Below are 13,246 nucleotides of genomic sequence, written 5' to 3'. Positions count from 1 at the left end.
GATCGACTTATGTCGGTACAGGAACGCAAGGAGCGGGAACGGGCGGACCGCGAGCGCCTCATCGTGGCGACGGCCCGCGAACTCGCCGAGCAGCAGGGCTGGGACGCAGTCACCACGCGCCGGCTCGCCGAGCGCATCGAGTACAGCCAGCCCGTCCTCTACAGCCACTTCCGCGGCAAGCGCGAGATCATCGGCGCCGTGGCCCTCCAGGGTGCCGCCGAGATGGCGGTGGCGCTGCGGGCCGCGACCTCCGCCGCGGACGGTCCCCGCGCCCGGGTCACCGCGCTGGCCCGCGCCTACCTCGACTTCGCCGAACGCAACCCGGCGGTCTACGACGCCATGTTCCGGCTCGACGGCGGCCTGGCGTTCGCGCACGAGGACACCCCGGAGCCGCTGAAGGACGGCTTCGCCGCCCTGCTGGAAAGCCTTGGCGAGGTAGCCGGGGACGGCGTCCATCCGGGCCTGTTCACCGAGACGTTCTGGGCGGCCCTGCACGGACTGGCCACCCTGACCCGGGCGGGACGGCTCCCGCCCGAGGACACCGAGCGCAGGGTGGAACTGCTGGTGGATCGGCTGGCGATGTTCTGACCCACCGGGCCTGGCGGGCGCGCGGCCGGGGCCCTCAGTCCAAGGCCGCCTGCCTGCTTGCGGCCTCACTGGCGGCCGCGCCGGTGTGCTAGTGAGCTCTGATGTTGTCGACGTAGACCGTGCCTGTGGTCGCCGCTCCGCTCCCATGGCCGAGGTACAGATTGAACGCCGTCACCTTGGCGAGACGGGCCGCGTCGAGGACGGCTCCGGCGTGTGAGGTGTCCCAGGGGGCAGGCTTGAACTCACTGAAGGGTGCGTCGACTTCCTTGCCGGTCGTGTCGCCGAGCGGTGCCCCGTACTCGAAGTACACCCCGTCGGCGACGATCTGGAGGGTGGCGCCGTTGGCGGAACCGTCGCCCTTCAGCCACAGCGACAGAGAAGTGAAGGCGGACCAGTCCGCGTCGACCGTCTCGCTGAGGGTGACGTCGTCCCCGGCGTAGCTCTCGAAGTCGTCGACCCACCCGGCCGGCAGGGGTGTCACCTCGCCGAGGAAGACGAGCGCGGAGTCGGTGAGCGTCCGGCCCGCCACCCGCGCACTCACCTCCAGGGTCACCGAGCGATTCTCGGACCGGTCCGGGTCGATGGACCAGTCGCCGGAGTAGAAGCCGTCGGCGTCCAGGCGCAGTGGCCGGGCGGCCCCGTCGTTCAGGGAGTACGTGACATGGCCGGCCTTCGCGTGGGTGACGCGCACCCGGACGGTGGTACTGGACGCCGTGGCCCCGGGTGAGCCCCTCGCTGCCGAAGGCCCGCCCGCCGGGCGACGCCTGCCTCCAGGACCGTGCGGGGCCGGGTCGTCGGTGGTGCGTCCGGCCCCGCACGGTCGCTTCGGTCAGGAGGCGGGCAGCTCACCTCGGACCGTGCGGGCCGCGGCGACCAGGCTCTCCAGGGAGGCCCGGGTTTCGGGCCAGCCCCGCGTCTTCAGTCCGCAGTCGGGGTTGACCCACAGCCGCTCGGCCGGGATCGCTTCGAGTGCGGTGCGCAGCAGGTCGGCGGCCTCCTGTGTGCCGGGTACGCGGGGGGAGTGGATGTCGTAGACACCCGGCCCCGCTTCCCGCGGGTATCCGTGGGCGGCGAGTTCGCGGGCGATCTGCATGTGGGAGCGGGCGGCTTCCAGACTGATGACGTCGGCGTCGAGGTCGTCGATCGCCTGGACGATGTCGCCGAACTCGGCGTAGCACATGTGCGTGTGGATCTGGGTGTCCGGGCGGACACCGGATGTGGTGATCCGGAACGCCTCGGTCGCCCAGGCCAGGTAGGCGGCGTGGTCGGCTGCGCGCGGCGGCAGGGTCTCCCGGAGTGCGGGTTCGTCGACCTGGATGACCGAGGTCCCGGCCGCCTGAAGGTCGTCGACCTCGTCGCGCAGGGCGAGGGCGACCTGGCGGGCGGTGTCGGCGAGGGGCTGGTCGTCGCGGACGAACGACCACGCGAGCATGGTGACCGGTCCGGTGAGCATGCCCTTGACGGGGCGAGGAGTGAGGGACTGGGCATAGGCCGTCCAGCGGACGGTCATGGCCCGGGGGCGCGAGACGTCGCCGGCCAGGATCGGCGGACGGACGTAGCGGGTGCCGTAGGACTGGACCCAGCCGTGCCGCGTGGCCAGGTACCCCGTCAGCTGCTCGGCGAAGTACTGGACCATGTCGTTGCGTTCGGGCTCGCCGTGGACCAGGACGTCCAGGCCCGCCTTCTCCTGGAAGGCGATGACGTCCCGGATCTCGGCCTCGATGCGTTCCTCGTAGCCGACGGTGTCGATGCGCCCGGCGCGCAGGTCGGCGCGGGCGGTGCGCAGTTCGCCGGTCTGCGGGAACGATCCGATGGTCGTGGTGGGCAGCAGCGGCAGCGCGAGACGGGCGCGCTGCGCCGCGGCGCGTTCGGTGTACGGCTGGGAGCGGCGGGAATCGGCGTCCGTCACGGCTTCGGCGCGGGCCCGTACGTCCGGAGTGCGGGTGATGGGCGAGCCGGTTCGGGAGGCCAGGTCGGCACGGTTCGCCGCGAGTTCACCGGCGATGGCGTCGGTGCCGTGGGCGAGGGCCCTGGCGAGGGTGACGGTCTCGGCGGTCTTCTGCCGTGCGAAGGCGAGCCAGCGCAGGATCTGCGGGTCGATGTCGCGCTCCGCCGAGGCGTCGAGCGGGACATGCAGGAGGGAGCAGGAGGTGGCGACGTCGACCTGGTCGGCGAGGCCCAGGAGCGTGCCGAGAGTGGACAGCGACTTCGACAGGTCGTTGATCCAGATGTTGCGGCCGTCGACGACGCCGGCCAGCAGACGCCTGCCGGGCAGCCCGCCGACGGCGGCCAGCGCGTCGAGGTTGGCCGCGGCCGCGCCGGTGAAGTCCAGGGCGAGACCCTCGATGGGGGCCTTCGCCAGGACGGGGAGCGCGTCGCCGAGGCGGCCGAAGTAGGAGCCGACCAGCAGTTTCGGCCGCCGGATGAGGGCGCCGAGGTCGCGGTAGGCGCGGGCAGCGGAGTTGAGTTCGGCCGGGGTGCGGTCCTGGACCAGGGCAGGCTCGTCCAGCTGCACCCACTCGGCACCCGCCGCGCGCAGGTCGGCGAGGACGTCGGCGTAGACGGGCAGCAGGCGGTCGAGGAGGGTGAGCGGTGCGAAGTCCGCGGGCGCGCCGGGTGCGGGCTTGGCCAGCAGCAGGTAGGTGAGGGGGCCGACGAGGACCGGCCGTGCGGTCAGACCGAGGGCCTGGGCTTCCTCGAGCTCGGTGACCTGCTTGACGGAGTCGGCGGTGAACGAGGTGTCCGGTCCCAACTCGGGCACCAGATAGTGGTAGTTGGTGTCGAACCACTTGGTCATCTCCAGTGGCGCGACATCCTGGGTACCGCGCGCCATGGCGAAGTAGCCGTCGAGCGCGTCGGCCTCGACGGCCGTGCGGTGGCGCTCGGGGATCGCGCCGACCATGACGGTGGTGTCCAGGACGTGGTCGTACAGCGAGAAGTCGCCGGTCGGCACCTCGTGGATGCCGGTGCCGGCGAGCTGCTGCCAGTTGCTCCGGCGGAGCCCGGCGGCGGTATCCCGGAGGTCGTCGGCGGTGACACGCCCCCTCCAGTAGCCCTCGATCGCCTTCTTGAGCTCCCGGTCGGAGCCCTGGCGGGGGTAGCCGTACACGGTCGCCCGTGGTGCCGCAGAAGCGGACTTGCTGGTCACGGAGATCTCCTTCGCGAGACGATTCCCTGAGGTCCCGGAGACGGGACGAGAACGCGAAGGGATGACGAACCGGACGGACCGAGGTGCGCGTCGAGCGCGGTGGTCCGCCTGGTATGTACGCCGACCCGCCCTCGAGGTCACCGGGATCTCCGCGCGCGGAGTGGTCCGCGCACGGGCAGTCGGCAGGTCTTCGGACTCGCGGGCACATCCTCCTCGACGGAGGACACCTACTGGCCGTCGCTTCCCGGGTCCGGTACGTCGGACCCAGTGCGTATGACGGCGGTCGTTCCCGCTCACCGCTGCGGGGCAGTCCCGGATTCCCACCGGGTTCCCTCTTGCGACACCCCGCCTGGCGGACGGGGCGAACCAGCTGCACCGACCACCTTATGGGAAGGCGGCGAGTCCGGTGGGTTACGTCCGTCACTCGGAACGTGAGCCGGCACACGCGGGTGACGGTCTCAACGCCGGGCGATCCAGCCGGTCTTGGTGGCCTGGACGATGGCGTCGGGGACGGTGGTGCCGCACGACCAGTGCGTTGCGGCGCGGCGCGACGATCACCGGGGACCGGCGCTCGATCCCGGCCACCACGGTGTCGACGACTTCCTGAAGGGGGATCAATTTCCGCAACCCGGCCCGGTTTGCCGCCCCACAGCGTGGTGTCGGCGGGGTCGCCGTGGACGTCGTTCATCATCGGCGTCCTGAAGAACGTCGGACCCCGGCCCCGGCCGGCCGCCGTCCCTGGGTTCCCTCCCACGCCTGCGCTCCGACTGCTGGTCCACTGTCGGTCATGGACCAGGACCCAGATCGCTCCAGCTCAGCTCAGCTGCTCGGCCAGTCCGACGATGATGCCCTCCGGGCCGCGGACGTAGCAGAGCAGATAGCTGTCCTCGAAACGGGCGATCTCGCCGAGGAGTTCGGCGCCGTGGGGGCGCAGGCGGGCAACGGTGTCCTCGATGTCGTCGACGGCGAACATGACGCGGTGTGTACCCAGAATGTTGTGCGGCCGGTCGCGCGGCCCGTCGCTGATCGCCGCGGGGCTGAGGTACTTCGCCAGCTCGAGCCGGCTGTGACCGCCCAGGGTCCGGACCATCGCGATGTCACAGCGGACGCCGTCGAGTCCGGTGCACTGGTCGGCGAACAGGCCCTCGACCCGCGTCCTGCCCTCCAGCTCCATACCCAGTTCCACGAAGAACGCGACGGCGGCATCCAAGTCCTCGACGACGATGCCGACGTTGTCCATCCGCTGAATCGCCATGATCTTCTCTCCTTCTTCCTCGTGTGGCCCTCGACCGTGCGGGTCGCAGTGTCCGTTCAGGAATTGTGGCTGATTCGAGAGAACTGATCCACATGGGGAAAGTTCTTGAATGCAATGGGTAGCCAGGGGTGCGCATGCCTACCGGTGAGTAGTCGTTTGCCTACTCAATCGTGATGCTCAAGTTCAGCTCAGATGTAATGACGCTGGTCGTCCCGGATCTTTACTGTCCTGCGCAGCCGAGGAGGACGGAGCCGTGCGGCGATGACCGGAGCGCCGGTGCGCAAACAGACAGGGAATGCCACGCGAGACGTGGCCGGAAACGGTGAATTGACCGTGCCGTACTTGGCCCTTCCCTGAGGCGCGCTCAGCTCGGGCTTCGCCCCGTCCGCGTCGAAATCGAATGGCTCTCGTCGAGGACGGACGCTTCTCCGATCTGGCCGCGCGCAATCAGTTCCTGGCGCGCCGCGCGCCGATCGAACCGGGGCCCATGTCGGCAATCCGGCACCCCCGGACCTCGTCGTGCCCGTGAAGTCGTACGTGATTCCGTGACACGGCATCGCCCTGATCAATCGAAGGAAGTCCAGTTATGAAGCTCCACAGAGTTCCCGCCGCGGCCATGGCCGTGCTGGTTCTGTCTGTGACCGCGACGGCGTGTCTCGGTGAGGGTGATCAGGGCTCGGGGTCCCACGCCGGTGAGACCATCAGGATCGGTATCAAGTTCGACCAGCCCGGTCTGGGGCTGAAGGAGCCGGGCGGCGAGTTCTCCGGCTTCGATGTCGACGTTGCCACGTACGTGGCCAAGGAGCTCGGCTACGAGCCCGACCAGATCGAGTTCGTCGAGACCAAGAGCGCCGACCGCGAGAACGCGCTGGCCCGCGGCGACGTGAAGTTCATCGCCGCGACCTACTCGATCACCGAGGAGCGCAAGGAGAAGGTCGACTTCGCCGGCCCGTACCTGCTGGCCCACCAGGACCTGCTGGTCAAGGCCGGCTCCGACATCGAGTCCGGCAGTGATCTCGACGGCGGAAAGCTCTGCTCGGTGGCCGGCTCCACCTCGGCGCAGAACGTCAAGAAGAACATCGCGCCCAAGGCCCAGCTGGAGGAGTACACCTCGTACTCGGAGTGCCTCGTCGGCCTGCAGAGCGGGGCGGTCGACGCGGTGACCACCGACGACTCGATCCTGGCCGGTTTCGCCGCACAGAAGCAGTACAGGGACCAGTTCGAGCTGGTCGGTCTGAAGCTGAGCAACGAGAACTACGGCATCGGCCTGAAGAAGGGCGACACCGCCATGCTGGAGGAGGTGAACAAGGCCCTCCAGAAGATGGTCCGTGACGGCTCCTGGGGCGAGGCCGTGAAGGGCAACCTCGGCCTTACCTACCAGTACGAGCCTGCCCCGAGAATCGGTGTCGTCAAGGAGTGATCCCGGGGTCGACGCGAGGCTGTCCCCAGTTCAGTGACCGAGCCCTGGACTGGGACGCCGCGGCACGGTGAGGAAGGTGCGCCTGGTTGCGTCCACGAAGGCTGAGGGGAAGCCTGGGGCCACGAGGGAGTCGCGAAAGCGCCCGGTTCCCGCGTTCGAAAGGCCCTGTCATGGTCTGCTACGAATGTGCTCAGCTGGGGCGTGAACAGGTCGCCGTCGCCGTGTGCCGGGTCTGCGGAGCGGCCGTGTGCATCGACCATGTACGCACCGAGGGCAAAGCGCTGCGTGGACCCGCGAGTCCGGGCAAGGTGACACATGACCGGGCGGCCCGCCAGCTGACCTGCCCGGTGTGCCGGGCGGCAGAAGTGTCGCCGTAGCCGGGGCAGGGCTCGGCTCCCTGACCGGCCCCGGCTCTGGGGCCACCACGCCCGCTGCGCGGTGACGTGGCCGGGCCGAGGAGCCGGCGCCTTGCCCGGTCACTGCCCGCCGGTGAAGCCCCACGCCTCGATGTCGCGGTAGCGGATCGGGCCCGGGCCGCGACCGAAGTTGCTGCCGACCAGGTGAAGGCGCTCGGCGTACCAGCGGCGGCCGGTGAACGTGGCGAGCGCCGTGGCGACCTCCAGCACGCTGGAGGGATCGTCGCGGCGGGCCCGGGCCAGTGTCAGATGCGGCCGCAGCGGGCGTTCCTCCAAGGTCACCCCGCACTCCCCGACCAGCTCGCGGACCTCCGTGGCGAGCGTGTGGAGCCCGGCCAGGTCCCCGTCGATCCCGGTCCACAGCACTCGGTCGTCGAAGTGGCCGCCGCCGCGCAGCGCCAAGGCCATGGGCGCACGCCGAGCCGCCAGGTCCGCGAGCGGCTGCCGCAGGCGCGGAACGATCCGAACGGGGAGCTCACCGAGGAACGCCAGGGTGATGTGCCAGTCCTCGACGCGGTTCCACCGCATCCGGGGGTAGGCCTCGTAGGCGGGCCACAGCTCCCGCTCCAGCTCCTCCTTGGCGTCGTCGGGCGGGGCCAGCGCTATGAACACGCGGACGGTGGAGGCACTGGACTGTTCGTTCACGCAGGACTTCGTACACCACCGCGCGGGCCCGGACCGAATCCGGGTCCGCGGACGCAAGCGGACCCGCACGGGGACCGGGCAGGTACGGCGCACCCGGCACCGACCTGAGCCCCGCCGCCTCGCCCTCGATCACGGTCCCGCCGGTGAGGCATCGGCGGAGAGTTCGTCGGGGCGTTCGGCTACAGCCAGGGGCGTCGTCCTGGTCCGGTGGGGTGCGTGCCGGTGACTCCCATGACCACCGAGTACAGGCTGGTCTCCGCGGTGATGAAGAGGCGGTTGCGCTTGGCGCCGCCCCAGGAGATGTTGGCGACCGCCTCGGGGACGTTCAGACGGCCGATCAGGGTGCCGTCGGGGTCGTAGCAGTGCACGCCGTCGTCCATCGCGGCGACCCAGAGACGGCCGCCGTCGTCGAAACGGAGGTTGTCGAAGCGGGCCTTGACGCGGCCCCCGGCCTCGGCGAAGATCTCGCCCTCGGACAGGGTGCCGTCGTCGCGCACGTCGAAGACCCGGACGAAGCCCGCCCGCGTGTCGGAGACGAACAACTGCGACTCGTCGGGCGAGAACACCAGCCCGTTCGGCGCGCCGAAGCAGTCCGCGGCCAGCCGCACTTCGCCCGTGACCGGGTCGATGCGGTAGAGGTTGTTGGCGCCGATCTCGCTCTGCGCGCGATACCCCTCGTAGTCGCTGGTGATGCCGAAGTCCGGGTCGGAGAACCAGATCGAACCGTCTGACTTCACCGCCGCGTCGTTCGGGCTGTTCAGGCGCTTGCCCTGCCACCGGTCGGCCAGCACGGTCACGGTGCCGTCGTGTTCGGTCCGGGTCACCCGGCGGTTTCCCTGCTCACAGGTGATCAGCCGGCCCTCGCGATCGAGGGTGTTGCCGTTGGTGTGCCCGGCGGAGCGGCGGAAGACGCCGACGGAGCCGGTCTCCTCGTCCCACCTCAGCATCCGGTCGTTGGGGATGTCGCTCCACACCACCTGGCGCCAGGCGGGCACATAGATCGGCCCCTCGGCCCAACGGCAGCCGGTGAACAGGACCTCCAGCGCGTCGTCACCGTTCATGCACCTCCCGGCACGGAACCGGTCGTCGAACATCTCGTACAGCCCCGGGCGCTCGTCGCTCATGGAGTCCACTCCTCACGAATCCCATTACCAAGCCGAATCAGGATCGGCGCGATCTGCATCCTGCAAGATGACATACTGTCACCGCCAGCCAATTCCGAATGGAGAGTTGTGGATCACATCGATCGCGCATTGTTGGCTCAGCTCCAGCAGGACGCCACGCAGCCCTACGCCGCCCTCGGGCAGGCCGTCGGCCTGTCCGCCGGAGCCGCCCACGAGCGGGTCCGGAAGCTGCGCGAGCGCGGCGTCATCCGGCGGACCGCCGTCGACGTGGACCCGGCCGCCGTGGGCAGCGCCGTCCTGGCCTACGTGATGGTCGACTCGACGTCCTGGATGGGTGATTCGGCGCAGGACTTCGCCGCCCTCCCCGAGATCCTGGAGGCGCACGTCATCGCCGGCAGCGCCTCGGTGCTGGTGAAGGTCAGAACCGCGACCACCGAGCAACTGCAGGACGTGCTGCGCCGGATCTACGCCATCGAGGGAGTCAGCGGAACGCAGGCGACGGTGGTCCTGGAGACCTTCTTCGAGCGGCCGCTCTCACCGCTGACGGGAGACCAGTCGTGATCCGCTCGCGCCCGGGTGTCCGCGTTGCCGGAACGACGAAGCCGACAGAACTCGTGATCTTCGACTGTGACGGCGTCCTGGTCGACACCGAACGCCTTGCCGTGCGCCTTCAGATCGCACTCGGGGCGGAGCTGGGCTGGCCGCTCAGCGCCGAAGAGGTGGTCGAACGCTTCATCGGGCGCTCCAAGGAGTCCATCACCGATCAGATCGCCGAGCGGCTCGGCGTCGAGACGGCCGGACTCTGGTGGAGTCGGCTGATCCAGCGTCACCGGGACGCGGTGGACCTCGGCCTCGACCCGGTGGAGGGACTGCCCGAGGCGCTCGCCGCCCTCACCCTGCCGACCTGTGTCGCCTCCAGCGGTTCGCACGAGAAGATGCGCCACACCCTGGGCCGGACCGGGCTGTACGACTTCTTCGCGGGCCGGATCTACAGCGCGAGCGAGGTTCCCCGCGGCAAGCCCGCGCCCGATCTCTTCCTCCACGCCGCCCGTCGGATGGGCGTCGACCCGGCGGCCTGCGCGGTGGTCGAGGACAGCGGGCCCGGCGTCGCCGCGGCACGGGCGGCAGGTATGCGGGTCTTCGGCTACGCCGGAGGCCCGACACCCGCCGAACGACTCCAAGGACCGGACACGATCGTCTTCGACGACATGCGCGACCTGCCGGACCTGCTCACCGTGCGGTGACACTCGGGGGGGGGGGGAGAGAGAGAGCCGCAGCTGTGGGATCCGCCTGAGGGGACGGACGAGTTCGCGGAGTCTGCCGAGGCGTCGGCCGATGGCTCTGAGATGTCTGGACAGGCCCCGCTTCGCTTTCCACTTCTTCCGAGCCGCGGTGACGCGCAGGCTGAGGTTGCCGAGGGCGGTGTAGTACGGAGTGACCGTGAGCTTCCCGGTGGTCGCGGTGAGGGGTGGTGCCAGGCTCTCGGCCTGGCGGGCTCCGAAGCGGCGCTGGGTGCTCAGCCCCTGGGTGCGGACGTTGAGGCAGGCGGGCGTTCGGTCCGGACGGTCCGGATGAGCCGCATCGTGGGTGAGTCCGCCTTTGCGGGGAACGCGCTCCGCATGAACGAAATGCTGCCCCTGGCCGCGTCCGGGTTCCCGTCGCTGCTCCTGATCGTCGTCGGTGTCGTGCTCGTTTTGCTGATCCTCGGCGCGTTCTGGTGGGGATCGCGCCGCGCGGCCCGAGGCAAGTCCCCGGGCCCGGGACCGGTCGCCCGGCCGTCGGCCGCCGCCGCGCGCCGCGAGGACTCCTGGGACACCCCGGACGGGGACACCGGCCGCCGGCGCCCCTGACCGGCCCGGATCCCCGCGGTGAAAGCCGGCTGCGCGACCTGGCCGACCTGGGCAGATGACGGCGCCACCGCATGAGCCGGGGAGGCGGGAGCAGGTCCCCGGCCGGTAATCCGGAGGAGGATTGTCAGTGGCGTGCGGCACAGTGGTTGGAGGAGTGGACGCCGGCGTGACGCCCACCGACCCGCGAGGGGACACTCCCATGTCGTATGCCATCCAGGCGGAGGGCCTGGCCAAGCGTTTCAAGGACACAAAAGCACTCGACGGAGTCGATCTGGCGGCTCGATCCGGCACGGTGCTCGGACTGCTCGGCCCCAACGGCGCGGGCAAGACGACCGCCGTGCGGATCTTCGCCACGCTGTTGCAACCCGACGCGGGACGTGCCTGGGTGGCCGGGCACGACGTGGTGGAGGAATCCGCCGCGGTACGGACACTCGTCGGGCTTACCGGGCAGTACGCCGCGGTCGACGAGAACCTGACCGGGACCGAGAACCTGCTGCTCATAGGGCGTCTCCTCGGCATGTCGAGGCGTGAGGCCCGAGCCCGCGCGGATGAGCTGCTGGAGCGGTTCCAGCTCAGTGACGCGGCCGGGCGGGCGGTCAAGACCTTCTCCGGCGGCATGCGGCGCCGGCTGGACCTCGCCGCCAGCCTCGTCGGACGGCCGCAGATCCTCTTCCTCGACGAGCCGACCACGGGACTCGACCCGCACAGCCGCGGCGAGCTGTGGGACCTGCTCCGCGGGCTTGTCGCCGACGGTGCCACGGCCCTGCTGACCACGCAGTATCTGAACGAGGCCGACGTGCTCGCGGACGACATCGTCGTCATCGACAAGGGCAAGGTGATCGCCGAGGGAACGCCCGACGAGCTGAAGTCGCAGGTCGGCGGGCAGGTGCTGGAGCTGCGGCCGGTCCACGGGGAGCAGCTGGCCTCCGCCCACGCCCTGATCGTGGAGGCTGCCGGGCCTCACACCCGCATCGAGGGCGAGATGATCACCGCTCCCGTGAACGATCCGGTGCTGATGCCCGCCGTCGTGCGAACACTCGACCGCGCCGGTATCGCCGTCGGTGAGCTCAGCCTCCGCAAGTCCTCCCTCGACGAGGTCTTCCTCGCGCTGACCGGCCACAAGGCCGAGCCGGGGCAGCAGCCGAACGGTTCCGGTTCCGATGCCGGCACGGGTTCCGGTACGGACGAGAGCGAGTACGAGAAGGCGGTGAGTTCGGCATGACCGCCACCACGGCCGCGGCGCCGCTCACGAAGTCCGGCAGGGTGCGTCCCCTCGCAGGGCTGCAGCAGACGTTCACGATGGCCTGGCGCTCCCTGGTCGCCGTGAAGCACAACCCGCTGGAGCTGGTGGACTACAGCATCACGCCGATCATGTTCGTGTTCCTGTTCACCTTCGTCCTGGGCGGGCAGATGGCCGGCTCCCCGGAGGCGTATCTGAAGTACGCCCTGCCCGGGATCATCGTGCAGAACACCCTCTTCATGACCATGTACACGGCGATGGCGCTGAACACCGACCTGACCAAGGGTGTCTTCGACCGGTTGCGCAGCCTGCCCATAGCGCGGTCCGCGCCGCTCATCGGACGGATCACGGCCGACCTCGCCAAGCATGTGTGGGCGATGCTGCTGATGATTGGTCTGGGCCTGCTGCTCGGCTTCCGGGTCACCGGCGGCTTCGGCGGGTTCCTGCTGGGCGTGCTGCTGGTCGTCGTGTTCGCCGCGGCGGTCTCCTGGGGCGCCGTGCTCATCGGCATGCTCGCGGGCGACGCCGAGAAGGTGCAGGCGTTCGCCTTCACGATCATCTTCCCGATCACCTTCACCAGCAGCGCGTTCGTCATGGTGGACACGATGCCGGGCTGGCTTCAGGCATGGAGCGACTTCAACCCCGTCACTCACCTGTCGGACGCCTTCCGCGGGCTGCTGCTGGGCGGGCCCGTCGCCGAGCCCGTGATGTGGTCCCTGGTGTGGGCGGCCGGGATAGCCGCCGTGTTCTACCCGCTGGCGATGCGGGCGTACCGGGCGAAGGTCTGAGCCGGTCCGTCACCGGCCGGAGCCGCACCGTACGCAGTGGGCGGGTGGCTCCGCACCCGCAGGCGGCGGGCGGCTCCGCACGGCACGTAGTGCCTTCTCGTGGCGCACGTCGTGGCTTCTGGCACCGTACGTCGCACCTTCTAGCATCGCTCGCGGCGCTGAAAGGACTTTCTGCAAGTTGCGGAAAATCGTGCCGCGACCCTTGACGCCCGCAGCGCGGGCAGCCATGGTCGATGCCAGCCACTCGCAGGCAACGACCACATCACCCGATGTCGCCCCATGGTGGAGGCACTCCGGCGCGCTCGGCGGTTCACCGACGCAGGCGCCCAGGTCGGCTCCCTGCGTGCCGACCCGTTCCAGGAGACGCCATGACGTTGATCTCTCAGCCGAAGGGCGACCCCCAGGAGTCGGCGGCGCAGTGGCCTCTTCACCCCTCGGGCTCCGTGGCGGAGGCGGACGGCCTGGCACTCGACGTCTGGCTCGTGACCATGCCCACCGTCGGGGTGAACGGCACCCTCGGAACGCAGAGCTTCGCGGTCCGTGCCCTGACGGCGGTCCAGGCGATCGAGTACGCCACTGAGCACGCGGGCAGCACCCGGGCGGTCAGGCGCCGAGGAGGAGCGCGCATCTGCCCTCCGGAAGCTCACGCCACGCCGTGGAGCGCATACGGACTCTGAGGCCGGTCGACGCCTCCGGTCCCGCGGATGGGCCGGGAGCGTGTTCGGGTTCTTGACCCTGAGTCAATTTGCCCTGAAAGCAACCCGCGTCGCCC

General features: G+C 70.0%; 14 protein-coding genes and 1 riboswitch. Of the genes, 9 read left to right on the top strand and 5 right to left on the bottom strand.

Features of this window, described 5'->3' with window-relative positions:
* Positions 1–9 precede the first annotated feature (9 nt).
* Positions 10–588 (top strand): TetR/AcrR family transcriptional regulator, encoded by a 579-nt coding sequence (locus ACZ6SQ_RS01530; protein WP_469555436.1) that lies wholly within the window; start codon positions 10–12, stop codon positions 586–588.
* 88 nt (positions 589–676) lie between these two features.
* Here the strand turns inward: ACZ6SQ_RS01530 and ACZ6SQ_RS01525 are convergent, their stop codons facing one another.
* From ACZ6SQ_RS01525 to ACZ6SQ_RS01515, 3 genes are all read right to left on the bottom strand, one after another.
* Positions 677–1,279 (bottom strand): carbohydrate binding domain-containing protein, encoded by a 603-nt coding sequence (locus ACZ6SQ_RS01525; protein ID WP_469555434.1) that lies wholly within the window; start codon positions 1,277–1,279, stop codon positions 677–679.
* 138 nt (positions 1,280–1,417) lie between these two features.
* Positions 1,418–3,736, bottom strand: a complete 2,319-nt coding sequence (gene metE, locus ACZ6SQ_RS01520) for a 5-methyltetrahydropteroyltriglutamate--homocysteine S-methyltransferase (protein WP_469555431.1) — start codon at positions 3,734–3,736, stop codon at positions 1,418–1,420.
* Between the two features lie 164 nt (positions 3,737–3,900).
* A riboswitch (cobalamin riboswitch) is annotated at positions 3,901–4,122 on the bottom strand.
* Between the two features lie 428 nt (positions 4,123–4,550).
* Positions 4,551–4,991 (bottom strand): VOC family protein, encoded by a 441-nt coding sequence (locus ACZ6SQ_RS01515; protein WP_469555428.1) that lies wholly within the window; start codon positions 4,989–4,991, stop codon positions 4,551–4,553.
* 586 nt (positions 4,992–5,577) lie between these two features.
* Between ACZ6SQ_RS01515 and ACZ6SQ_RS01510 the strand changes: the two genes are divergently transcribed.
* On the top strand, positions 5,578–6,411 hold the full coding sequence (locus ACZ6SQ_RS01510) for a glutamate ABC transporter substrate-binding protein (protein ID WP_469555425.1): 834 nt from the start codon (positions 5,578–5,580) through the stop codon (positions 6,409–6,411).
* Positions 6,412–6,581: 170 nt separating this feature from the next.
* Positions 6,582–6,788 carry a DUF2180 family protein gene (locus ACZ6SQ_RS01505; RefSeq protein WP_469555422.1) on the top strand — a complete coding sequence of 69 codons (207 nt, stop codon included), beginning with the start codon at positions 6,582–6,584 and terminating at the stop codon, positions 6,786–6,788.
* Between the two features lie 99 nt (positions 6,789–6,887).
* Here ACZ6SQ_RS01505 and thpR read toward each other — a convergent pair whose 3' ends face one another.
* Together thpR and ACZ6SQ_RS01495 are read right to left on the bottom strand one after the other, a co-directional pair.
* Positions 6,888–7,472 carry an RNA 2',3'-cyclic phosphodiesterase gene (gene thpR / locus ACZ6SQ_RS01500; protein ID WP_469555420.1) on the bottom strand — a complete coding sequence of 195 codons (585 nt, stop codon included), beginning with the start codon at positions 7,470–7,472 and terminating at the stop codon, positions 6,888–6,890.
* Positions 7,473–7,651: 179 nt separating this feature from the next.
* Positions 7,652–8,596, bottom strand: coding sequence for an SMP-30/gluconolactonase/LRE family protein (locus ACZ6SQ_RS01495; RefSeq protein WP_469555417.1), 945 nt, complete (start codon positions 8,594–8,596; stop codon positions 7,652–7,654).
* A 108-nt stretch (positions 8,597–8,704) separates the two neighbouring features.
* On the opposite strand from ACZ6SQ_RS01495, the gene ACZ6SQ_RS01490 reads away from it, so the two are divergent.
* The 6 genes from ACZ6SQ_RS01490 (at position 8,705) to ACZ6SQ_RS01465 (ending at position 13,151) form a co-directional block, all read left to right on the top strand.
* Complete coding sequence (locus ACZ6SQ_RS01490; protein WP_469555414.1) at positions 8,705–9,157, top strand: Lrp/AsnC family transcriptional regulator; 453 nt, start codon at positions 8,705–8,707, stop codon at positions 9,155–9,157.
* A complete protein-coding gene (locus ACZ6SQ_RS01485; RefSeq protein ID WP_469555411.1) occupies positions 9,154–9,840 on the top strand; it encodes an HAD family hydrolase in 687 nt (228 codons plus the stop codon). Before ACZ6SQ_RS01490 ends, ACZ6SQ_RS01485 begins: the two co-directional genes overlap by 4 nt.
* A 375-nt stretch (positions 9,841–10,215) precedes the next feature.
* Positions 10,216–10,446: a DUF6479 family protein gene (locus tag ACZ6SQ_RS01480; protein WP_469555409.1), complete on the top strand. Its 231-nt coding sequence runs from the start codon at positions 10,216–10,218 to the stop codon at positions 10,444–10,446.
* Positions 10,447–10,645: 199 nt separating this feature from the next.
* A complete protein-coding gene (locus ACZ6SQ_RS01475) occupies positions 10,646–11,668 on the top strand; it encodes an ATP-binding cassette domain-containing protein (RefSeq protein ID WP_469555405.1) in 1,023 nt (340 codons plus the stop codon).
* Entirely contained in the window at positions 11,665–12,474 is an 810-nt protein-coding gene (locus ACZ6SQ_RS01470; RefSeq protein WP_386376724.1) for an ABC transporter permease, read from the top strand. The genes ACZ6SQ_RS01475 and ACZ6SQ_RS01470 overlap by 4 nt, the downstream gene beginning before the upstream one ends.
* A gap of 368 nt (positions 12,475–12,842) precedes the next feature.
* Complete coding sequence (locus tag ACZ6SQ_RS01465) at positions 12,843–13,151, top strand: hypothetical protein (protein WP_469555402.1); 309 nt, start codon at positions 12,843–12,845, stop codon at positions 13,149–13,151.
* Positions 13,152–13,246 lie beyond the last annotated feature (95 nt).

The sequence above is a fragment of the Streptomyces sp. NPDC048600 genome (assembly GCF_055587025.1).
This window is presented reverse-complemented; position numbering and strand designations above follow the sequence as displayed.